Annotated in this window: 20 protein-coding genes and 1 tRNA gene; 12 read left to right on the top strand and 9 right to left on the bottom strand. The window is 68.4% G+C overall.

What is annotated here, in order from left to right:
* Positions 1-9: 9 nt before the first annotated feature.
* From AB0C27_RS07515 to AB0C27_RS07525, 3 genes are read right to left on the bottom strand one after another with little or no spacing between them, the layout of a single operon-like run.
* On the bottom strand, positions 10-888 hold the full coding sequence (locus AB0C27_RS07515; RefSeq protein ID WP_357839289.1) for a DNA-formamidopyrimidine glycosylase family protein: 879 nt from the start codon (positions 886-888) through the stop codon (positions 10-12).
* Between the two features lie 31 nt (positions 889-919).
* The gene (locus AB0C27_RS07520; protein ID WP_357839292.1) at positions 920-1,525 is read right to left on the bottom strand and encodes a TenA family protein; all 606 of its coding nucleotides are present in this window, start codon (positions 1,523-1,525) and stop codon (positions 920-922) included.
* 42 nt (positions 1,526-1,567) lie between these two features.
* Positions 1,568-2,497 carry an LCP family protein gene (locus tag AB0C27_RS07525; RefSeq protein ID WP_357839295.1) on the bottom strand — a complete coding sequence of 310 codons (930 nt, stop codon included), beginning with the start codon at positions 2,495-2,497 and terminating at the stop codon, positions 1,568-1,570.
* Between the two features lie 688 nt (positions 2,498-3,185).
* Between AB0C27_RS07525 and AB0C27_RS07530 the strand changes: the two genes are divergently transcribed.
* The gene (locus tag AB0C27_RS07530; protein WP_357839298.1) at positions 3,186-4,538 is read left to right on the top strand and encodes a hemolysin family protein; all 1,353 of its coding nucleotides are present in this window, start codon (positions 3,186-3,188) and stop codon (positions 4,536-4,538) included.
* On the top strand, positions 4,535-5,545 hold the full coding sequence (locus AB0C27_RS07535) for a hemolysin family protein (protein WP_357839301.1): 1,011 nt from the start codon (positions 4,535-4,537) through the stop codon (positions 5,543-5,545). The genes AB0C27_RS07530 and AB0C27_RS07535 overlap by 4 nt, the downstream gene beginning before the upstream one ends.
* A gap of 444 nt (positions 5,546-5,989) precedes the next feature.
* On the opposite strand, the gene AB0C27_RS07540 is transcribed toward AB0C27_RS07535, so the two are convergent.
* Positions 5,990-6,072 (bottom strand) — tRNA-Leu (locus AB0C27_RS07540).
* A 199-nt stretch (positions 6,073-6,271) separates the two neighbouring features.
* Between AB0C27_RS07540 and AB0C27_RS07545 the strand changes: the two genes are divergently transcribed.
* From AB0C27_RS07545 to pknB, 7 genes are all read left to right on the top strand, one after another.
* Positions 6,272-7,012, top strand: coding sequence for a DUF3662 and FHA domain-containing protein (locus AB0C27_RS07545; protein ID WP_106247387.1), 741 nt, complete (start codon positions 6,272-6,274; stop codon positions 7,010-7,012).
* Between the two features lie 17 nt (positions 7,013-7,029).
* Complete coding sequence (locus AB0C27_RS07550) at positions 7,030-7,500, top strand: FHA domain-containing protein (protein ID WP_346102131.1); 471 nt, start codon at positions 7,030-7,032, stop codon at positions 7,498-7,500.
* Positions 7,497-8,798 carry a Stp1/IreP family PP2C-type Ser/Thr phosphatase gene (locus AB0C27_RS07555; protein WP_357839305.1) on the top strand — a complete coding sequence of 434 codons (1,302 nt, stop codon included), beginning with the start codon at positions 7,497-7,499 and terminating at the stop codon, positions 8,796-8,798. The genes AB0C27_RS07550 and AB0C27_RS07555 overlap by 4 nt, the downstream gene beginning before the upstream one ends.
* Positions 8,799-10,217, top strand: a complete 1,419-nt coding sequence (locus tag AB0C27_RS07560) for an FtsW/RodA/SpoVE family cell cycle protein (protein ID WP_357839307.1) — start codon at positions 8,799-8,801, stop codon at positions 10,215-10,217.
* The gene (locus AB0C27_RS07565) at positions 10,214-11,674 is read left to right on the top strand and encodes a penicillin-binding protein 2 (RefSeq protein WP_357839311.1); all 1,461 of its coding nucleotides are present in this window, start codon (positions 10,214-10,216) and stop codon (positions 11,672-11,674) included. The genes AB0C27_RS07560 and AB0C27_RS07565 overlap by 4 nt, the downstream gene beginning before the upstream one ends.
* Before the next feature lie 21 nt (positions 11,675-11,695).
* Positions 11,696-13,060 carry a serine/threonine-protein kinase gene (locus tag AB0C27_RS07570; protein WP_357839314.1) on the top strand — a complete coding sequence of 455 codons (1,365 nt, stop codon included), beginning with the start codon at positions 11,696-11,698 and terminating at the stop codon, positions 13,058-13,060.
* Between the two features lie 83 nt (positions 13,061-13,143).
* On the top strand, positions 13,144-15,006 hold the full coding sequence (gene pknB / locus AB0C27_RS07575; protein ID WP_357839317.1) for a Stk1 family PASTA domain-containing Ser/Thr kinase: 1,863 nt from the start codon (positions 13,144-13,146) through the stop codon (positions 15,004-15,006).
* Positions 15,007-15,166: 160 nt separating this feature from the next.
* On the opposite strand, the gene AB0C27_RS07580 is transcribed toward pknB, so the two are convergent.
* Genes AB0C27_RS07580 through AB0C27_RS07590 form a run of 3 tightly spaced genes read right to left on the bottom strand, consistent with a single transcriptional unit; the run spans position 15,167 to position 16,561 of the window.
* Positions 15,167-15,739 (bottom strand): gamma-glutamyl-gamma-aminobutyrate hydrolase family protein, encoded by a 573-nt coding sequence (locus AB0C27_RS07580; RefSeq protein ID WP_357839320.1) that lies wholly within the window; start codon positions 15,737-15,739, stop codon positions 15,167-15,169.
* Complete coding sequence (locus tag AB0C27_RS07585) at positions 15,736-15,894, bottom strand: hypothetical protein (RefSeq protein ID WP_357839323.1); 159 nt, start codon at positions 15,892-15,894, stop codon at positions 15,736-15,738. The genes AB0C27_RS07580 and AB0C27_RS07585 overlap by 4 nt, the downstream gene beginning before the upstream one ends.
* Before the next feature lies 1 nt (position 15,895).
* Complete coding sequence (locus AB0C27_RS07590; protein WP_357839324.1) at positions 15,896-16,561, bottom strand: class E sortase; 666 nt, start codon at positions 16,559-16,561, stop codon at positions 15,896-15,898.
* Between the two features lie 99 nt (positions 16,562-16,660).
* On the opposite strand from AB0C27_RS07590, the gene AB0C27_RS07595 reads away from it, so the two are divergent.
* Positions 16,661-16,906 carry a cell division protein CrgA gene (locus AB0C27_RS07595; protein ID WP_106247376.1) on the top strand — a complete coding sequence of 82 codons (246 nt, stop codon included), beginning with the start codon at positions 16,661-16,663 and terminating at the stop codon, positions 16,904-16,906.
* Positions 16,907-16,940: 34 nt separating this feature from the next.
* On the opposite strand, the gene AB0C27_RS07600 is transcribed toward AB0C27_RS07595, so the two are convergent.
* Entirely contained in the window at positions 16,941-17,807 is an 867-nt protein-coding gene (locus AB0C27_RS07600) for a rhomboid family intramembrane serine protease (RefSeq protein ID WP_357839327.1), read from the bottom strand.
* 100 nt (positions 17,808-17,907) lie between these two features.
* The gene (locus AB0C27_RS07605; protein WP_357840651.1) at positions 17,908-18,432 is read right to left on the bottom strand and encodes a peptidylprolyl isomerase; all 525 of its coding nucleotides are present in this window, start codon (positions 18,430-18,432) and stop codon (positions 17,908-17,910) included.
* Positions 18,433-18,681: 249 nt separating this feature from the next.
* Here AB0C27_RS07605 and AB0C27_RS07610 point away from each other — a divergent pair, with 249 nt between their 5' ends.
* Both AB0C27_RS07610 and AB0C27_RS07615 read left to right on the top strand, forming a co-directional pair.
* Positions 18,682-19,104, top strand: coding sequence for a YtxH domain-containing protein (locus AB0C27_RS07610; protein WP_357839330.1), 423 nt, complete (start codon positions 18,682-18,684; stop codon positions 19,102-19,104).
* 116 nt (positions 19,105-19,220) lie between these two features.
* Positions 19,221-20,300, top strand: a complete 1,080-nt coding sequence (locus AB0C27_RS07615) for a hypothetical protein (RefSeq protein ID WP_357839335.1) — start codon at positions 19,221-19,223, stop codon at positions 20,298-20,300.
* The last annotated feature ends 2 nt before the right edge of the window (positions 20,301-20,302 follow it).

Here is a 20,302-nt window from a genome sequence, read left to right on the forward strand (position 1 = left end):
CCGAACCGGCTATTTGAGAAGTTTGGACAGGCGGCGGTCGGCCAGCGGCTTGCCGCCTGTCTGGCACGTGGGGCAGTACTGGAGCGAGGAGTCGGCGAACGAGACCTCCCTGATCGTGTCGCCGCACACGTCGCACGGCTGCCCCGCCCGGTTGTGCACGCGCAGCCCCGACTTCTTCTCCGCCTTCAGGTCCTTGGCCGCCAGCCCGTGGGCCCGCTCGACCGCGTCGGCCAGCGTGGTGACGATGGCCTCGTGCAGGTCGGCGATCTGGGCGTCCGTCAGGCTCGCGGCGATCTTGAACGGGGACATCTTGGCGGCGTGCAGCACCTCGTCGGAGTAGGCGTTGCCGATGCCGGCGATGACCTTCTGGTCGCGCAGCAGCCCCTTGATCTGGGTGCGGTTGCCGCTCACGATGCGCTTGAGCGCCTCAACCGTGAAGGAGTCGGCGAGGGGGTCGGGGCCGAGGGCGGCGACGCCGGGCACTTGGTCCGGACTTTTCGTGACATAGACGGCGAGACGCTTCTGCGTCCCCGCCTCGGTCAGCTCGAACCCCGGCGCCAGGCCCTCGTCGTCGGGCGCCAGCCGCACCCGCACGGCCAGCGGCCCCTTGCCCGGCCGCACCGGCTTGGCCCCCGACAGGTCGTCACGCCAGCGCAGCCACCCCGCGCGGGCGAGATGGATGACCAGATGCAGACCGTCGCAGTCGAGGTCGAGGAACTTGCCGTGCCTGGTCACGCCGGTGACGGTCAGCCCGCCGAGCGCACTGACCGGCGGATCGAACGTCTTGAGCGCCTGGAAGGCGACCACGTCGACCCCCAGGACCGTGCGGCCCACCGCCCGCTCGCGCAGGAAGTGGGTGAGCGACTCCACCTCGGGAAGTTCGGGCATGCCCCCAGACTACGACGCGCCACCGACTGTTCTACGGCACGTCCCAGAAGGCCAGTTCATGCGCCATTCCCGTCCTGAACAGGGCCTCCGCCCGCGCCGGGTCCGGATCCACTTCGTCGATCATGCTCGCGATGCGCTCGGTCAGCGTCACGAACCCCGGGTCCGCGTACGTGTCCACCCAGGCCCGATATCTCGGCTCAGCAGGCGGATTCTCCGCCAATATCCGCCCGAGACTCGAATATCCCCACATGCACGGATAAAGAGCCACCAGCCCCTCCCCGTACGACGCCGCCGACTCCAGCAGGAACGTCGTGTACGCCGCGCACGCGGGGCCCTTCACCGCCCCCTCCAGATCGGCCCCGAACCCCGCCGACATAGACCGGTGCAGGCTCAGCTCGTCGTGGTAGGTGGCGTGCGCCAGATCCACCAGGTCGCCGAGATGCCCGTCGGGCGCCTGCCAGGCCAGCCGGGCGAAGACCCGTACATAGTCCAGCAGGAACAGGTAGTCCTGCTCCAGCCACGACCGGAACACCTGCTCCGGCAGGTCGCCACGCCCGATCCCGGCCACGGTCGGATGCGCGAGCTGGTCCTGGAGCAGGGGCCGCCCAATGGCATGAAGCTTGTCGGAAATGCTCATGGTCAGGAGGTTAGTCGCGAAGCGCGGGCCCCTGACGAGGGCTCATCCGGCGTCCACGATCTCCTTCGGCACCGGCTTGTCCTCCTTCAGCGCGTTGAACAGCGCCAGCGCCTTGGTGCGATCCCACTTGACGGCCGTGCCGCCGCTCGGGACCGTCTCGTTGCCGCCGAACGGCACCACCGTGGTCACCGGGCTGTCGCCCATGGCCAGCCCCAGGGAGAGCATGTTGAACGCTCCCGTGCTGGAGTCGACCTCGACCGCGTCGGTGGCGCTCAACGCCAGCGGGATCGAGGTGAACGGGTTGATCAGCACGCCGGGGCTGGCGGCCTTCTTCACGACCGCGCCGAGGAACTGCCGCTGCCGCTTGGTGCGCTCGAAGTCGGGCAGCGCGCCGCCCTTGCGGGTGCGCACGTAGCCGAGGGCCTGGGAGCCGGTGAGCACCTGGGGGCCCTTCTTCAGCTTGAGCCCCGCCTTGGGGTCGTTGACGGCCGCGCGTACGTTGATCTCGACGCCGCCGACGGCGTCCACGATGTCCACGAAGCCCGCGAAGCCGATCTCCATGTAGTTGTCGACGTGCACCCCCGTCACCGTCTCCACGGTGCGGACCAGCAGCTTGGGACCGCCCAGCGCGTACGCCGAGTTGAGCTTGTCGCGGCCCCTGCCCGGGATGGTGACGGCGGAGTCGCGCGGCAGGCTGACCAGCGTCGGCTTGTCGCTGCCCTCGGGGATGTGCAGCAACATCATCGAGTCGGTGCGCTGCCCGGCGGCCCGCCCGGTGGCGAGCTTCTTGCGCTGGGCCGCGCTCAGCCCCTTGCGGCTGTCGGAGCCCACCAGCAGCCAGTTGGTGCCGGGGGTGTCGGCCGGGCGCCCCTCGTAGTCGTCGAGCACGCCGTCGATGCCGGCCAGCCGGGAGTCGATGTAGAAGAACATGCCGATCGCGGCCACCAGCAGCAGAACCAGTAACCCGGCCACGCCTCCCACGATGAGCTTCCAGGAGATCTTCCTGCGCGGCCGTCTCGGAGCCTGCTCGTCGGACTCGCCGGATTCGCTCCGCGACCCGAACGGCTTGACCGGGCTCCGGCCGGACCGCGCACGCCCGTAGACCCGCGACCGCGACCCCGGCGCGGAAGGCTCCTGGGAGCCCGGCTGGGCCCCGGACTGGGCCCCGGACTGGGCCCCAGACTGGGCCCCGGACTGGGCCCCGGGGGAGCCGGCGACGGGAAGCTTGTGCGTGGGCGCCGCGGCACCTCCGGCAGGCCCTCCCACGGGCCCTCCCACGGGCCCTCCCACTGGGCCTGCTCCGGGCATGCGATGCGCGGGCGCGCCACCGGAACGCGGCACGTCACCGGGCCGTGGTGGCAGCGGGCGGCCGTCGCCTGGTGAGCGCATCGCCCGCGTACGGTCGTCCTCAGTCACTTCGCCTACTTCCCTTCGCTTTGTCATAAACGCTACGTCGAACCCCTCAGCAGTGAAGACGTTCCGGCAAGGTTTTCCCACGGAAAAGTACGCGGAACTAGCTGAGAGTCACTGCGGAAACATAGATGCCGACAGCGTCGTTACGGTTATGGACGACGTCTATCGAAGGGATGATCGTGTCCGATCCGGACCCGTGGGATCTTCGCCCGTGCTCAGGCACGGGTTCCCCTGAGGGCTCACTCCGGTGAGCGCCTATCTCGGGCTGCTGGCCCTCCTGCTCCTCACCGCGGCGACCGGCTATTTCGTCGCCCAGGAGTTCGCCTTCGTCGCCGCCGACCGCTCCCTGCTGCGTGAGCAGGCCGCCGCCGGCGACGCCGCCGCCGAGAAGGCGCTGCAAGTGACCTCCCGCTTGTCCTTCATGCTCTCCGGCGCCCAGCTGGGCATCACGGTGACGGCGCTGCTGGTCGGCTTCCTGGCCGAGCCGGCGATCGCCGTCATCGTACGGCCGTGGCTGACCGACGCGGGCCTGCCCGACGCCATGATCACGGGTGTCTCCGTGGCCGCCGGCGTCTTCGTGGCGACGGTCGTGCAGATGGTCTTCGGCGAGCTGGCCCCGAAGAACCTGGGCATCGCCAGGCCGGAGCCGGTGGCCAAGTTCCTGGCCGGATCGACGCTGGCGTATCTCGCCGTCGTGGGCCCGGTGGTCAAGCTGTTCGACTCCGCCGCCACGGGCCTGCTCAAGCGGGTCGGCATCGAGCCGGTGGAGGAGGTGGAGCACGGCGCCACCCCCGAGGAGCTCTCCCGCATCATCGCGGAGTCGACGCAGGCGGGCGAGCTGCCGCCGCGGCTGTCGGACCTGCTGGAGCGGGCTCTGAAGTTCGGTGACCGCACGGCTGAGGAGATCATGGTCCCCCGCCCCAGGGTGGTGGCCCTGCGCAGCTCACAGCCCATCTCCGACCTGCTCGACGCCATGCGCACCTGCGGCCACTCCCGCTATCCGGTGGTGAGCGAGGACGGCGACGTCGCGGGCGTGACGGGCGTACGCGAACTGCTGGCCTCCGGCCTGGAGACCGGCGACGTCGCCCGCATCACCCGGCCCGCCCTCATGGTGCCGGACTCCGTCCCGCTGCCCGCCGTCCTCGACCGGATGCGGGTGGCGAAGGACGACATCGCCCTCGTCATCGACGAGTACGGCGGCCTGGCCGGCGTCATCACGATCGAGGACCTGGCGGAGGAGCTGGTGGGCGAGCTGGTCGACGAGAACGACCCGGAGCCCGCCGGAGCGGTGGAGCAGCCGGGCGGCGTCTGGGAGGTGCCGGGCACCCTCCGGCTCGACGAGGTCGAACGCGCGACGGGCCTCTCGCTGCCCGAGAGCGACGACTACGACACCCTCGCCGGCCTGGTGCTGGCCCGCCTGGGCCGAATGCCGAACCCCGGCGACACGGTAACGGTGCCGGTCACGCCGGACAACACAGATCCGTTCGCGGAAGAGGATCAGGAGCACCAGGCCGAGCTGACGGTCATGTCGCTGAACCGCCGGGTGCCCGAATGGGTGCGCCTGACTCCCATCCAGCACGCGGAGGCGACCCGCCGATGACCATGATCGTTCTCAGCCTCGCGCTGCTGGCGCTCAACGCCCTGTTCGTGGCCGCGGAGTTCGCCTTCGTCTCCTCAAGACGCCACCGTCTGGAGGAGATGGCGACGGGCGGCAACCGCCTGGTCAGGCTGGCGGCCAAGTCGGCGGCGGGCGGCAGCCGCCAGCTGTCCCTCATGCTCGCCGGCGCCCAGCTGGGCATCACCCTCTGCACCCTGGGCCTCGGCCAGGTGACGGAGCCGGCGATCGAGCACTATCTGGAGCCGGTCTTCGCGGCGGTCGGCATCCCCGAGGCGATGAGGCTCCCCATCGCCCTCACCCTGGCCCTGGCCTTGGTCACCTTCCTCCACATGGTGGTAGGCGAGATGGCCCCGAAGAGCTGGGCCCTCACCCATCCCGAGCGCGCGGCCCTGATCCTCACCTTCCCGTTCAGAGCCTTCACCACGGCCATGCGCCCCCTGCTCTCAGCGCTGAACGCGGTGACCAACCTGATCCTCCACCTCTTCGGCGTCCAGCCAAAAAACGAACTGGCAACGACCAGAACCCCCCGCCAACTGGCCCTGCTGGTAGGCGAATCAGGCCGAATGGGCCTCCTGGACCGAGCCGAACACGACCTCCTCACCAGAGCCCTACGCCTGGACGACGAGGGCATAGAACGCCTCATGGTCCCCATAGACAGGGCGATCAAGGTCAAGGCAACAGCGACAGCGGCGGAAATCAGAAAGACAGCAGCAGGCAGCGCCCACCTCCGCCTCCTGGTGGAGAGCCCCACAGGCATAGACCACGCACTCCACGTAAGAGACGCCCTGCTGACCCCGGCAAGCACGGCAGGAGAGCTAGCCAGACCATTGCCCAAACTGCCCTGCACAACCCAGGTCCCGGAGGCGGTGACCACCCTCCAGGAGCAGCGATCCCACCTGGCCTTGGTAACGAATCAGGAGGGAACCGTCATAGGAATGGTCAGCCTCACCGACCTGGTGGGCGAACTCCTGGACACCAGAGCCGCTTAATTGTGACCTAACCCACAAAATGCCCGGGTGGCAGCAAGCAACCAGAAACCACCTTGCAACCACCCGGGCTCAAGCTCCGAAGGCGCCCACAGCCGTTACCAACAGGTGCCAGAAAAGAAAGACGCACCCTCTTGCCACCCTCCCCAACCTTCGCCAAGGTGGTGAAGCCAGCAACCGGCACATAGACGAAGACGCCCAGACGGGGGGCCAGGCATTCAAGCCGCGAGAGCTCTCCCAAGACCAGCTAGAACCCAACAAACCCAAAAAGGAAAGAACCACCCAATCCGGAACCCGAACGGGGTTGTGATGGGGGTCTGGGGCCTCCGGCCCCAGGAGCAAAGCGAAAACACTGGGGGTCCGGGGGTCACCCCCCGGTCAGACATGACGAGGGGACCCAAGGAAAGCCGACCAAAGGTCGGCGACCAAGGATCCCCAGTCACCGAGTGGGCGAGGAGGGATTTGAACCCTCACGTCCTTTCGGACACACGGACCTGAACCGTGCGCGTCTGCCGTTCCGCCACCCGCCCTTGTGGGTGCGGAAAGAACAGTAGCACGGAACAGTCACTGGTACTGAACCCGGATACGATCGCATAAGACACGGGAGCGGAGGAGCTGGGCGCGACAGCCGATGAGCGTCTGGAAGGCCGTGACGTGGGAACGAGCGGAAACCGGGCGCCGGAGCGTCTGGGGGCCGCGATCATATGCACGGAGGAAGGGAGGTACCCGGTGGGAGTCCTTCAGCGCTTCGAGCGAAGGCTCGAAGGCTTGGTTGAGGGAGCCTTTGCGCGGGCGTTCAAATCTGACCTTCAGCCGGTCGAGGTCGCCAGCGCGGTTCAGCGGGAGATGGATGAGCGTGCGGCGATCGTCGCCCAAGGTCGCACGCTCGTGCCCAACGACTTCGTGGTTGAGTTGTCCACGACCGACAGCGAACGGCTTGAGGTCTACGCCGACAGCATCAGCCACGAGCTGGCCAACCTCGCCAGGGAGTACGCCAAAGAACAGGGCTACTCTTTCGTGGGACCGGTCCGGGTCCGTTTCGAAACCGCAGGCGATCTGGCTGTGGGCTTGTTCCGCATCCGGTCTGGGGTCATCCGTGGCGCAACGGTGGAGCAGGACGAGATTCGCCAGCCGGCGAGCGACCTGCCTCCGTCGAGGCCGCACGCGTTCAACGGGCGGCCTCGGCTGCTCGTGTCCACCCAGGACGATCCGCAGGGTGACCGCTCTTACGAGCTCACCACTCCGGTGACCTTGCTCGGCAGGGGCACGGACTGCGATCTTCGTCTAGTCGATCCGGGCGTCTCTCGGCATCACGCGGAGCTACGTGTCGAGGGCCAGCTGGTGGCCCTCGTGGATCTCGGATCGACGAACGGCACTTTCGTCAATGGCCAGCCGGTACGCAGGATCGAGCTTCAGAACGGCACGCGAGTGACTCTGGGGCGTACGACTCTGGTGTTCCGGCGCGATTAGGGGTAGACAGACGGTCCATGTCCGAGCTCACGCTGCTGCTGATCCGGCTCGCATTCCTGGCGGTGCTGTGGTTCTTCGTCATTGCCGCAGTCGGCGTGATCCGGACTGACTTGTTCGGTTCACGCACGGCCACCGCAGGCGCACTCAAAGCCGCGAAACCCGCCAAACCCGTGGCGAAGCCCAAGAGCAAGAAGGGCGAGCCACGCCAGCTCATCGTCACCGGTGGCCCCCTCCAAGGCACCACCATCACTCTCACGGAGACGCCCATCACCATTGGCCGGGCGAATGACGCCACGCTGGTAGTCACCGACGACTACGCTTCCAGCCGGCATGCCCGGCTCTTCCCTCAGGACGGTCAATGGATCGTGGAAGATCTTGGGTCCACCAACGGCACGTATCTCGACCGCTCGAAAGTCACCCGCCCGACCCCGGTGCCGCTCGGTGTTCCGATCCGCGTCGGCAAGACAGTCATTGAATTGCGCAAATGACCATCGCACTCCGCTACGCCGCCCGCTCGGACGTCGGCCTCCTCCGCGAAGGAAACGAGGACTCGGCGTACGCTAGCGGCCGCCTGCTCGCCGTCGCCGACGGCATGGGCGGGCACGCACACGGCGAGGTGGCGAGCTCAGTCGCCATCGCCGCCATGGCCTCTCTTGACGAGGCCCAACAGGGGGGTGACCTGCTCAACGCCATCGAGGCCGCGGTACGCGACGCCAATCGCAAGCTGCACGAGATGGTGGGGCGGGATCCCAGCCTCAAAGGCATGGGCACGACTCTCACGGCCATGCTCTGGCACGGCACCCAGGTCGCTCTGGTCCACGTGGGCGACTCGCGCGCCTATCTGCTGAGACGTGGTGAGCTGTACCAGATCACCCATGACCACACGCTGGTGCAGCAGCTCGTGGACGACGGGCGCATCACGCCGGAAGAGGCGGCCACCCATCCGCAGCGCTCGATCCTGCTGCGCGCTCTCGACGGCAGTGGCGAGGTCGATCCGGACCTCACGCTGCGCGAGGCGCAGATAGGCGATCGTTACCTGCTGTGCTCCGACGGCCTTTCCGGGGTGGTGAGCGCGGAGACGATGCACGCCACGCTCACCAACATCGACGATCCTGAAGAGGTCGTCCGCCAGCTCATCGATCTGGCGAACCGGGGTGGCGGGCCTGACAACATCACCTGCGTTCTGGCCGACGTGCTGGAGATCACCGACGGGCAGCAGGTGCCCGTGGAGGCCGCTGTGGTCGGCGCCGCGGGCATGACCAGGCTGCACGGAAGTCCGCAGGAAACCTCGCCGGGGCGAGCCGGCGCGGTGACCGCACCCCAGCCGGTGCTCACCGATGACGCGTTCGAGGAGCCGGTCGCCGAGGCGGCGCCCCGGCGCACCCGCAAACGTCGTCGGGTTTGGCCCGTGCTGGTCACCGTGCTCGGTGTGGGCGTCGTCGCGGTGGGCGTCGGCGGTTACTTTGGATATCAGTGGACTCAGGACCAGTTCTTCGTCGGCGCTAGGGGCGACGAGGTGGTCGTGTTCCAGGGGATACAGAAGGAGCTGGGCCCCTTCCCGCTCTTTCACGTCACCAAGGCCACTGGCAGGAAGATCTCCCAGCTGTCAGAGGCGGATCAGGCACTGATCAAGGGTGGCATCCCCGTCACCACCGAGGCCGAAGGCATCACGAAGATCAACGGTTTGAAGTTCACCGAAGAGCAGAAGGACAACGAGGAACCCCCACCCGAGGCGAGTGAGAGCCCGACTCCCACCGCCTCCGCCACCAAGACGAAACAGCGATAGATGAGCGAAGTCGCCGCCACCCCCGTAGCGATGCCCGCCAAGCGGCGCGTGGCCCAGTTGGTCATGCTCGCCCTGGCGGTCGTGGTCATCATGGGCGCCTACGCCAACGTGGGCCTGGCCGTCGACGGCCAGATCCCCGCCGGCATGCTCGCCTACGGGCTCGGGCTCGGCGCCCTGATGCTGGCCGCCTATCTCGTCCTGGCCAAGTTCGCCCCGTGGGCCGATCCGCTGATCCTGCCGCTGGTGACGCTGATCAACGGGCTCGGCCTGGTGATGATCTACCGGCTGGAGGCGGCCAAGATGGGCGGCGCCTCCACCAACAGCCAGATCATGTGGACCGCGCTCGGCGTCGTCATGTTCTCGATCACGCTGGTCGTGCTGCGTGACCATCGCATGCTGCAGCGCCTGACGTACACCGCGGGCGCGGTCGGACTGGTGCTGCTGGCGATTCCCGCGCTGCTGCCGGCCAGCCTGAGCGAGGTGCAGGGCGCGAAGATCTGGATCAGGATCGGCGGCTTCTCCATCCAGCCGGGCGAGTTCGCCAAGCTGGCGCTGGTGGTCTTCTTCGCCGGTTACCTGGTGGCCAAGCGCGACGTGCTGGCGCTGGCCGGGCGGCGGCTGCTCTTCATCGACCTGCCGCGGGCCAGAGACCTCGGCCCGGTGCTCGCCACGTGGGTGCTGAGCCTGCTGGTCCTGGTGTTCGAGAAGGACCTGGGCACCTCGCTGCTGCTGTTCGGCACGTTCATCGCGATGCTCTACATCGCCACGCAGCGCACCTCGTGGGTGCTGATCGGCGTCCTGCTGTTCGTCGGCGGCGCGTTCCTCGCCGGGCAGGTCTTCGACCACGTGGGGGCCCGCTTCGACTCCTGGCTCGACCCGACGAACGACGTCTACTACGGCAACGCCGACATCTGCCAGACCAGCCCGCCCGGCGACTCGATGTGCGGCAAGAGCTTCCAGATCATGCAGGGGCTCTACGGCTTCGGCGCCGGCGGCATCCTCGGCACGGGGCTCGGCCAGGGACACCCCTACCTGATCCCGCTGAGCTTCTCCGACTTCATCTTCGCCGCGACCGGCGAGGAGCTGGGCCTGACCGGCCTGATGGCGCTGCTCATGCTCTACGCGCTGCTGGTGCAGCGGGGCCTGCGCACCTCGCTGGCGGCCCGCGACCCGTTCTCCAAGCTGCTGGCGGGCGGCCTGTCGTTCATCCTGGCCTGGCAGGTCTTCATCATCGTCGGCGGCGTGACGAACCTGATCCCCCTGACCGGCCTGGTGACGCCGTTCATGTCGCAGGGCGGCTCGGCGCTGCTGGCTAACTGGATCCTTATCGCGCTCCTGGTACGCATGTCAGACGCGGCGCGCAGGCCCCCGCCCCAGGCGATCCAGAACGAAGGACTGACGCAGGTGTTCCAGCGATGAACCGGACATTGAAGCGCGCGGCCGTGGCCTGTCTGGCCATGTTCGCGCTCCTGATGGTCAACGTGAACATCATCCAGGCCGTACGTGCGGAGAACCTGCAGAGCGACGCCCGTAACCGGCGCAACTTCTTCGAGCGGTACGCGATCGAGCGGGGCCGCATCACGGCCGGCGGCAAGGTGATCGCCCAGTCGGTCGACACCGGCAACAAGGAGTTCCGCTTCGTCAGGAAATATCCTGACGCGAAGCTCTACGCCCACGTGACCGGCTTCTTCTCCCCCGAGAGCGCCGACGCGATCGAGTCGACCGAGAACAAGCTGCTCGACGGCTCCAGCGCCGACCTGCTGCTGCGGCGGAGCATCGACCTGTTCACGGGCGAGCCCACCAGGGGCGCCAACGTCGACCTGACGATCAATCCGAAGGCGCAGAAGGCGGCCTACGACGCGCTGCGGCAGAGCGGCAAGCGCGGCGCGCTGGTCGCGCTCGACCCGAAGACCGGCGGCATCCTGGCGATGGTCTCCCTGCCCACCTACGACCCCACCGAGCTGTCGGGCACGGACAAGGGCAAGGTGTTCTCCCGCTACGACGAGCTGGCCAAGGACAAGAGCCAGCCGCTGCTCAACCGGACCATCGCCCAGACGTACGCGCCGGGCTCGACGTTCAAGGTGGTGACGACGGCGGCGTACCTGGAGGACGACTCCTCGCGCGGCCCGGACACCACCGTGGAAGCCCCGCAGCGGCTGCCGCTGCCCAACACGAACATCAGCCTGCCCAACTACGGCGGTGCGGCCTGCGGCAGCGGCCAGGTCACCCTGGTCTACGCGCTGGAGAAGTCCTGCAACACGCCGTTCGGCTCGATCGGCATGGAGCTGGGCTACGACAAGATGAAGGAGCAGACCGAGAAGTTCGGCATGGGCGAGCCGGTCGCCGTGCCGATGCCGGTGGCCAAGAGCGACTTCGGGCCGAAGGAAGACCAGGCGGCCGTGGCCATGGCCTCCATCGGGCAGCGCAGCAACCGGATGACGCCGCTGCAGATGGCCATGATCGCCGCGGGCATCGCCAACGACGGCACCGTGATGAAGCCGTACCTCGTCAACAAGATCACCGACTCCAAGGGCGACGAGCTCGACGCGGCCGACCCCAAGGAGCTGACCACCGCCGTCAGCTCCGAGACGGCGGGCAAGCTGCGCGACATGATGGTGAGCGTCGTCTCCAACGGCACGGCCAACCTGGCGCAGGTGCCGGGCGTCCAAGTAGCGGGCAAGACGGGCACCGCGGAGACCAGTGACGGAAAGCCTCCGCACGCCTGGTTCATCTCCTTCGCGCCCGCGGAGGACCCGAAGGTGGCTCTGGCCGTCATCGTCGAGTCCGGGGCCGCCTCGGTCGGCGCGGAGGCGACCGGCGGTCACACCGCCGCGCCGATCGCAAAGGCTGTGCTGGAGGCGGTGCTGAACAAGTGAGTGACGGTAACCTGCTGCATCATGCGGCTCCGTAACCGCTATCTGCTGATCTCCCGCATCGCCACCGGCGGTATGGGAGAGGTCTGGCGTGCCCGCGACGAGCTGCTGGGCCGCGAGGTGGCGGTGAAGATCCTGCGCAGCCACATCTACGCCGACCTCACCTTCCGCGAGCGCTTCCGCAACGAGGCGCGCATCACCGCGGCGCTGGCCGACCCGGGCGTGGCGCAGATCTTCGACTACGGCGAGCAGGACGACCTGGCCTACCTCGTGATGGAGCTGGTGCACGGGGAGCCGCTGTCGGCCATCCTGGCGCGCAACGGCGCCATCGGGCCCGAGGTGACCCTCGACGTCGTGCACCAGACGGCCAAGGCGCTGCACGCGGCGCACTCGGCCGGGATCATCCACCGCGACATCAAGCCCGGCAACCTGCTGGTCACGCCCGAGGGCACGATCAAGGTGACCGACTTCGGCATCGCGCGCGCCCTGGAGGCGGCGCCGGTGACGCAGACGGGCACCGTGCTCGGCACGGCCCAGTACGTCAGCCCCGAGCAGGCGCAGGGCTTCGCGCTCACGCCGTCGACCGACCTCTACTCGCTGGGCGTGGTGGCCTACGAGTGCCTGGCGGGGCGCACGCCGTTCCGGGCCGACAGCCAGGTGGCGATCGCGCTGCAGCACCTCAACGAGCAGCCGCCGCCGCTCGGGGTCGACGTGCCGGCGCCGGTGCGCGAGCTGGTCATGTCGCTGCTGGCCAAGGATCCCGCGCAGCGTCCCGCGACCGCTCTGGAGCTGGCCGACCGCGCCTACGTGCTGCGCGAGTCGCTGGCCAGCGTGGCACACGGCGCCGAGCTCAGCATGCTCACCGACCCGGGGGGCTTCCGCGTACGCGAGCCGGCCCCTGAGGACGAGCGGGCGACCGACAACCTCGAACCGGCCGCGACGATGCAGGAGCGTCCTGGCGGCCGCAGGAGGGGCGCCAGGACGCTGGCACTGGTCGCCGCGGCGGGCTGCGCCGCGGCGGTGGGGCTGACGGCGATCTCCTTCGCCAACCGGCAACCACCGGCGCCGCCCGAGGTGGCCGAGCCGTCGGTGACGGCACGCGTGACGACGAAGGCGCCCTCGCCCCAGCGGGTGAAACCGTCGAAGGCGAAGCCGCGCACACGCCGGCCCACGGTGGTTCCGACGAAGACGCAGAGGCCTATAGCCTCACCTTCGGCTACGGTAAGCAAGACGGCTCCTAGTACCAAGAAGCCGACGCCGAAACCGACCCGGACCACCCCTACCCCTAAGCCCACCCCGACCCCAACGCCCACAGATACACCGACAAGTCCGACACCCACCGCCTCGCCGGACCCGGGTGAAACAAACCCGCCCAAAGAGGAGACGTGATGCGCTACGGGGTCGATGATGGACACCGGCGGCCCCCCGAGCCGGCCGGTACCCAAGATGAACGGTAAGGGACAGTGCAGGAAATGACTCAGCCTCGGCTACTCGGAGGTCGCTACGAGCTCGACGGTGTCGTCGGGCGCGGCGGCATGGCCGAGGTGTATCGCGCCCGAGACATCCGGCTGGACCGCATAGTCGCGATCAAGACCCTCCGCTCCGACCTGGCGCGCGACCACACCTTCCAGGCCCGCTTCCGCCGTGAGGCGCAGTCGGCGGCCTCACTCAACCACCCGGCCGTCGTCGCGGTCTACGACACCGGCGAAGACTCCACCGACGGCAACCCCGTGCCGTACATCGTGATGGAGTACGTCGACGGCCGGACGCTGCGCGACCTGCTGCGCCAGGATCGGCGGTTGCTGCCCGAGCGCGCGGTCGAGCTGGTCGACGGCATCCTGCGCGCCCTCGACTACAGCCACCGCGGCGGCATCGTGCACCGCGACATCAAGCCGGCCAACGTCATGATCACGCGCGCTGGCGACGTCAAGGTGATGGACTTCGGCATCGCCCGCGCGATGGCCGACTCGGCGGCCACGATGACGCAGACGGCCCAGGTGATCGGCACCGCCCAATACCTGTCGCCCGAGCAGGCTCGCGGCGAGCGGGTCGACGCGCGCAGCGACATCTACTCCACCGGCTGCCTGCTGTACGAGCTGCTCACCGGCCAGCCGCCGTTCACCGGCGACTCCCCCGTGGCCATCGCCTACCAGCACGTGCGCGAGGAGCCCATCCCGCCGTCGCAGATCGACCCCGAGATCCCGGCGTGGGCCGACGCGATCGTGCTCAAGGCCATGGCCAAGGACCCGGCGCACCGCTACCAGAACGCCGGCGAGATGCGGGCCGACATCCAGCGGGCGATGTCCGGCATGCCGGTCGACGCCCAGACGATGGCGATGAGCAACTACCAGGGCACGCGGATGATGACCGCGACCCAGACGGCCGGCGGCCCGGCCACGCAGCGCACGGGCGCGATCCCCGACTACCAGTACGACGAGGGCGGCCGCGGCGGCCGGCGCCGGGCCAACAACGGCGGCGGCAACACCGTGCTCAAGACCGCGTTGTGGATCATCATTCCGCTGCTCATCATCGGTGGCTTCATCACGGTCGGCTACGTGGTGTTCGCCGGCAAGGACTCGCCGTCCGACACGATGGTCACGATTCCGTCGCTCGCCTCCCAGGAGGGCTCCTACGCCAAGGGCGAGCTGGAAAAACTCGGGCTGACCGTCACGCTGGAGCAGAAGTTCAGCTCGGAGGTCGAGAAGGGCGCCGTCATCGCCACGGAGCCCGCCGAGGGCACCAAGGTCGAGAAGGAGTCGGGCGTCAAGCTCATCGTGTCCAAGGGCACGGAGAAGGTGAAGGTCCCCGACGGTCTCATCGGCAAGTCCAAGGAGGACGCCGAGGCGATCCTCACCGAGGCCAAGCTGCGCGCCGTCATCAAGACGAGAAACTCGACCAGGCCACAGAACACGGTCATCGCCACCGACCCGAAGGCCGGAGCCTCGGTCGAGCTCAACGGCACGGTCACGCTCTTCATCCCGAAGGAGCTCGGCGAGGTGCCCAGCGTGATCGGCCTCACCCAGGCCGACGCCACCGCGCAGCTCAAGTCCTCGGGCTTCAAGGTCAAGGTCAACCCGCAGCCCAGCAACGACGTGCCGGAGGGCACGGTCGTGCAGCAGAACCCGGGTGAGGGCGCCAAGTATCCGGCGAACACGACGGTCACGATCGTGGTGTCCACCGGTCCCGAGGAGAGCGCGCCGCCGCCCACCGACGAGGTCCCGACGGACGAGGTCCCGACGGACGAGCAGCCGAGCGACGGTTTCCCGGACCAGGACGAGCCGCCCAGCGACGGTGACACCGGCGACGACGGCCTCGGCGGCGGCCTGAACGGCTGAGGTCCCGCGTACGCGCCAAGGGCCGCTCTTCCCCGGCGGGGGGAGGGCGGCCCTTCGGCTGTGCCTGGCATGAAGGCAGAGGCATGAAAAAAAGCGCCCCCGCCGCTCGGGGGCAACGGCGGGGACGCTCACATGTACCTCGCTCCGGGCGAGAGGTTCGTTACACGATTCCGCACAGCCAATTCCGGAGCAGGCGGTGACCGTGCTCCGACAGCACGGACTCGGGGTGGAACTGGATGCCCTCTATCGGGGCCTCACGGTGCCGCAGGCCCATGATGACGCCGTCCTCCGTGCGCGCGGTCACGTCGAGCGCCGCGGGCACCGTGTCGGGCAGCACGGCCAGCGAGTGGTAGCGGGTCATCCGCACGGGTGAGGGCAGCGTCTCGAACACGCCCTGCCCGTCGTGGGCGATGGCGCTGGTCCGGCCGTGGAAGAGCTCGGGGGCGCGGGTCACGGTGGCGCCGTACGCGATGGCGATGGCCTGGTGGCCGAGGCAGACGCCGAGCAGCGGCAGGCGCCTGCCGGCCGCGTGGTGGACCAGGGGGACGCTCACGCCGGCCGCCTCGGGGGGGCCGGGGCCGGGGCTGATCAGCACGCCGTCGAAGCCGTCGGCGTCGTGGACGCGTACGTCGTCGCGCGGGCGCACGTCGCAGTCGGCGCCCAGCTCGCGCAGGTATTGCACGATGGTGTGCACGAAGCTGTCGTGGTTGTCCACGACCAGCACGCGGCTCATTTCTCTACGGTCACCTCGTCCAGCGTCACCACGGGCTCCAGGAGCGGGAACACGACATACCAGAGTACGGCCACCGCCACACCGGCCAGGACGAGGGCCGTCAGTACCCGGGTGCGCGGGCGGCCGGGAAGCTTGCGCCAGAGCCAGGCGTACATGTCACTCCTCGCGTGGTTCGCTGTCCTTGAGGACGCCGTAGACGATGAGCCGCTCGGCGGCCGAGTATTCGGGGTGGCAGGTGGACAGCGTGATGAAGGCGCGGATGGGCCGGATGTCGGGCTTGCCGGGCACGGGGGCCAGCACGTCGACCTCGTCGGGCCGCACGATGTCCTGGGAGGTCACACGGTAGGTGTGGCGGGCGTCACGGGTCTCCACGATGATCTCGTCGTCGCGTTCGAGCTCGTCGATCTCGTTGAACGGCGCCGCGTACGTGGTGCGGTGGCCCGACAGCACGAAGTTGCCGACCTGGCCCGGCATGGCGGTGTCGGGGTAGTGACCAGGGCCCTTCCTGAGCTGGTCGGCGCCGACGCCCTCGACCACGGCGTAGCGATAGTCGCGGCCCAGCTTGGGGATGCGCAGCAGCGCGACGGCCTGGCCCGGCTCGACCGGCCGCTCGGGCCTGGGCTGCCCGGCCTTCTTCTCCGCGAGCTGGCGCTGGAGCAGCAGCTGCTGGCTCTCGGTGTAGGCGCCGGTGCCCCAGAGCAGGTAGGCGCAGAACAGCATGAGGATCAGGCCCGCGGTGATGCACATCTCCCCCACGGCCCGCAGCATGGCCCGCATCCGGTCAGCGTATTCGGCGGCGAAGAGGCCCAGGGGGATCGCCATGTCATGCGCGTGGCGACTATCCTGGGGCACGCTTCAACTACGCTTATCGAAGAGCCTGTGGACGATCCGGAAGCCCAGGCCCTCAGCAGGAGTTATCCAGTGCCCAAGTCCAAGGCTCGCAAGAAGGCGGTCTACACCCCGCCGCAGAGATCACAGCAGGTCAAGGTCAGCCCGCGCTGGCTGGCGCCCACGATGGTCGTCGCATGGATCGTCGGCATCCTGTGGATCTCGATCTATTACGTCGCACCGCAGGCGCCCTTCTTCAGCGACCTCCAGAACTGGAACCTGCTGATCGGGTTCGTTTTCATCATCTTCGGAGTGGTGCTTTCCACCCGCTGGCGTTAGTTCTTTCCACAGTCTTTTCCACAGGCTGGGGAAGTCAGACCGCGCCCAGGATGGCCGAGGTCCTGACCACCACGAGCACGGCCAGCACGGCCAGCGCTCCCGCGATCGCCAGCACCTGCCAGAGGGTCCTGTTGTTCTTGGGGGCGTAGGCCAGTGCTCCCGACAGCAGCGCTCCGGTGATCAGGCCGCCGATGTGGCCGGTCCAGCTGATGCCGGCGACCAGGAACGTGATGGCCAGGTTGATCACGATGAGCACGGCGATGCCGCGCACGTCGAGGTTGAGCTTGCGGCCCACCACGAAGACGGCGGCGAAGAGGCCGAAGATGGCGCCGGACGCGCCGACCGTCGGCTGGGTGAGCGGGTCGAGCCAGAGGCCGAGCACCGAGCCGCCGAGCGCGCTGACCAGGTAAAGCGCCGTGTAGCGGACGTGGCCGAAGGCGCGCTCCAGGTAGGGGCCGACGACGTAGAGGGCCCAGCAGTTGAACAGGATGTGGAAGACGCCGCCGTGCACGAAGGCCGCGGTGATCAGCCGGTAGTACTGGTCGTAGACGGCCACGCCGGCGGGCCACATGGCCAGCTCGGCCGTGACCTGGTCGCCGGTCAGGTATTGGGCGCCGAAGACCAGGACGTTCAGCGCGAGGATGGCGTACGTGACGATCGGCGTGCGCACGACGTTGCCGCCGAAGGTGGACCTGGCCTGGCGCAGACCCTTGTTGCCCTCGGCCACGCACTCGGGGCACTGGAAGCCGACCGCGGCGTCGCGCATGCAGTCGGGACAGATCGGACGCTCACATCGCTGGCAGCGTACCCACGTCTCCTTGTCGGGGTGTCGGTAGCACGTGGGCACCGCCTGCTCGGGCTGCTCGGGCTGCGGGGGCGGGCTGGGCGGCTGGCTGGTCATGACCGAAGCCTAAGGCTTGCCGAAGCGTGCTGCGCGGGCCCTGAAGGGCAGCGCGGACTCCCCCGGCTCAGGCGAGCCGGGGGTCCGCGATCGGGACAGGTCAGGCAGGAACCTGCTCGATGGTGACCGACTCGACGACGACGTCCTCGGCCGGGCGGTCGCGGTGGTCGGTGCGGGTCTTGGCGATGGCGTCGACCACGTCCTGACCCTCGATGACCTCACCGAAGATCGAGTGCTTGCCGTTGAGATGCGGCGTCGGCACGACCGTGATGAAGAACTGCGAGCCGTTGGTGCCCTTGCCGCCACGGACTCCTGCGTTGGCCATGGCCAGCAGGTAAGGGCGGTTGAAGTAGAGATCCGGGTGGATCTCGTCGTCGAACTCGTAGCCGGGGCCGCCGATGCCCTGGCCGAGCGGGTCTCCGCCCTGGATCATGAAACCGGGGATGACCCGGTGGAAGATCGTGCCGTCGTAGTAGCGGCCGGTGCTCTTCTCACCGGTGCCCGGGTGGGTCCACTCGCGCTGGCCTTCGGCCAGTTCCACGAAGTTTCGCACCGTTTTCGGGGCCTTGGTGGGGAAGAGTTCTACCTTGATATTGCCGCGGTTGGTCTTCAGATTTGCGATCAGCTTCTCAGCCACGAGACAGCTGCCCCCCTCTATGTACAGGGTTGGTTTTGTGGTGTTTTGACATTTATGGCCGTCTGGCCTTCTGAGCCATCCTCCCATGGACGGCCATGATTGAGCCGCCTTGTCCAGGGAAGGTCAGGCTCGGGGCCCCGATAGACAGGGGAGGTTGTCGTGTCCCTGACAATGAAGAGACGCCGCGTGGTCATAGAGGTTCCCGCCACGTGGATGGGCCGAATGAAGGCTCAGGCCGTGCGAACCGGCCACCGGATGCAGCCCATGGCGGACCAGGCCAAGGTGGTCGCCGCCCAGCGCATCGAAGACGCCCGATACTGGGCGGCGCCGCGGCTGGAGTCCGCGGCGCACGGATTCGAGGACCAGGTCGCGCCCAGGGTCAGCGAGATGCTGACCACCGCGGCCAGGAAGATCGACCCCACGCCGTCGCGGTCGCGGCGCTGGCCGATGCTGATGTTGCTCACCGGTCTCGCGGTGGGGGCGATCGGCTACATGTTCTACCGCCGCAACGCACAGCAGTGGACCGAGCACATGAAGGACTCCGCCTCCGATGCCTCACGATGGGTCAATGAGAAGGCGGAGCAGACTTCCGAGTCCACGGACCGGATGGCGACCGACGTGTCGAACAAGGCGGACGAGACGTCTCGCAAGATGTCCTGATCTCGCTGGAAGCGCGCCCCCGAATGCGAACGGGGGCGCGCTTCCGTCGTTCGCGGGGCGCTTCCGTCGCGTACGGGAGCGTTGACGTACGACCAAGCGCTTGCTACAACCCCGCTATGGCGCTGTCACCCCTCGACGACTTCCCGGTGCATCAGGCGGCCCAGGTCATGCGGCACGTGACCACCGGCGACCGCAACTTCTACGACCGCTACTACTTCAACTGCCACGCCGCCTCCGACGAGCTGATGCTGATCGTCGGCCTCGGCCAGTACCCCAACCTGGGCGTCACCGACGCCTTCGCCTGCCTGCGCACCCGCGACCTGCACCGCGTCGTCCGGGCCTCGCGCGAGCTGGGCGCCGACCGGATGGACACGAGCGTCGGCCCCTTCCGTGTCGAGGTGATCGAAGGGCTCAAGCGGCTCAGGGTGGTCCTGGAGCCGAACGAGCACGGCCTGTCCTTCGACCTCACCTGGGAGGGGACGATCCCGGCCGTGCTGGAGCCCCGGCACTTCCTGCGCTGGCAGGAGCGGATCGTCTTCGACTCCGTACGCATGGCGCAGACCGGCCGCTGGTCAGGACACATCAGGATCGGGGCGGACGAGGAGATACCGGTCACCTCCGACCGCTGGATGGGCACCAGGGACCGGAGCTGGGGCATCAGGCCCGTCGGCGAACCCGAGCCGCCCGGCATCCAGGCCAAGAACTCCGGCACGTTCTACTGGCTCTACACGCCGATGCGCTTCGACGACCACGCCATCCTCTGCATCATCCAGGAGGACGAGCGGGGCCGCCGGCTGCTGGAGGAGGCCGTACGCGTCTGGTCCGACGGACGCGAGGAGGAATACCTCGGCAGGCCGGAGTACCGTCCGGTCTACGCCCCCGGCACCCGCGACGTCGTCGAGGCCACGATCACGTTCGCGCCGCCCGGCGGCAAGCCGTTCGACGTGCGCTGCACGCCGCTGCTCCCCGTCCACCTCATGGTCGGCACCGGCTACGGGCTTGAGCAGGAGTGGCGCCACGGGATGTACCAGGGGCCCGAGCCCGTCGTGCAGGGCGTGACGCATCGGCTGCCCGACGACGCGGCCAGGATGTGGGGCCTGGTCGACGCCGTCGGGCGCTTCGAGTACGACGGCCTGGTCGGCCATGGACTCTACGAGTACTGGGCCCTGGGGCCGCACCCGTCGTTCACGGACTGAGC

The sequence above is a fragment of the Nonomuraea sp. NPDC048882 genome, from assembly GCF_040649755.1.
Lineage (GTDB): Bacteria > Actinomycetota > Actinomycetes > Streptosporangiales > Streptosporangiaceae > Nonomuraea > Nonomuraea maheshkhaliensis.

Bases quoted from the DNA above. Each gene is read 5' to 3' on its own strand.
- AB0C27_RS07615 (WP_357839335.1), top strand. From the start codon at position 19,221: ATGGCGCTGTCACCCCTCGACGACTTCCCGGTGCATCAGGCGGCCCAG.
- AB0C27_RS07560 (WP_357839307.1), top strand. From the start codon at position 8,799: ATGAGCGAAGTCGCCGCCACCCCCGTAGCGATGCCCGCCAAGCGGCGC.
- AB0C27_RS07590 (WP_357839324.1), bottom strand. From the start codon at position 16,561: ATGGCGATCCCCCTGGGCCTCTTCGCCGCCGAATACGCTGACCGGATG.
- AB0C27_RS07520 (WP_357839292.1), bottom strand. From the start codon at position 1,525: ATGAGCATTTCCGACAAGCTTCATGCCATTGGGCGGCCCCTGCTCCAG.
- AB0C27_RS07515 (WP_357839289.1), bottom strand. From the start codon at position 888: ATGCCCGAACTTCCCGAGGTGGAGTCGCTCACCCACTTCCTGCGCGAG.
- AB0C27_RS07580 (WP_357839320.1), bottom strand. From the start codon at position 15,739: ATGAGCCGCGTGCTGGTCGTGGACAACCACGACAGCTTCGTGCACACC.
- pknB (WP_357839317.1), top strand. From the start codon at position 13,144: ATGACTCAGCCTCGGCTACTCGGAGGTCGCTACGAGCTCGACGGTGTC.
- AB0C27_RS07585 (WP_357839323.1), bottom strand. From the start codon at position 15,894: ATGTACGCCTGGCTCTGGCGCAAGCTTCCCGGCCGCCCGCGCACCCGG.
- AB0C27_RS07565 (WP_357839311.1), top strand. From the start codon at position 10,214: ATGAACCGGACATTGAAGCGCGCGGCCGTGGCCTGTCTGGCCATGTTC.
- AB0C27_RS07535 (WP_357839301.1), top strand. From the start codon at position 4,535: ATGACCATGATCGTTCTCAGCCTCGCGCTGCTGGCGCTCAACGCCCTG.
- AB0C27_RS07555 (WP_357839305.1), top strand. From the start codon at position 7,497: ATGACCATCGCACTCCGCTACGCCGCCCGCTCGGACGTCGGCCTCCTC.
- AB0C27_RS07550 (WP_346102131.1), top strand. From the start codon at position 7,030: ATGTCCGAGCTCACGCTGCTGCTGATCCGGCTCGCATTCCTGGCGGTG.
- AB0C27_RS07600 (WP_357839327.1), bottom strand. From the start codon at position 17,807: ATGACCAGCCAGCCGCCCAGCCCGCCCCCGCAGCCCGAGCAGCCCGAG.
- AB0C27_RS07570 (WP_357839314.1), top strand. From the start codon at position 11,696: ATGCGGCTCCGTAACCGCTATCTGCTGATCTCCCGCATCGCCACCGGC.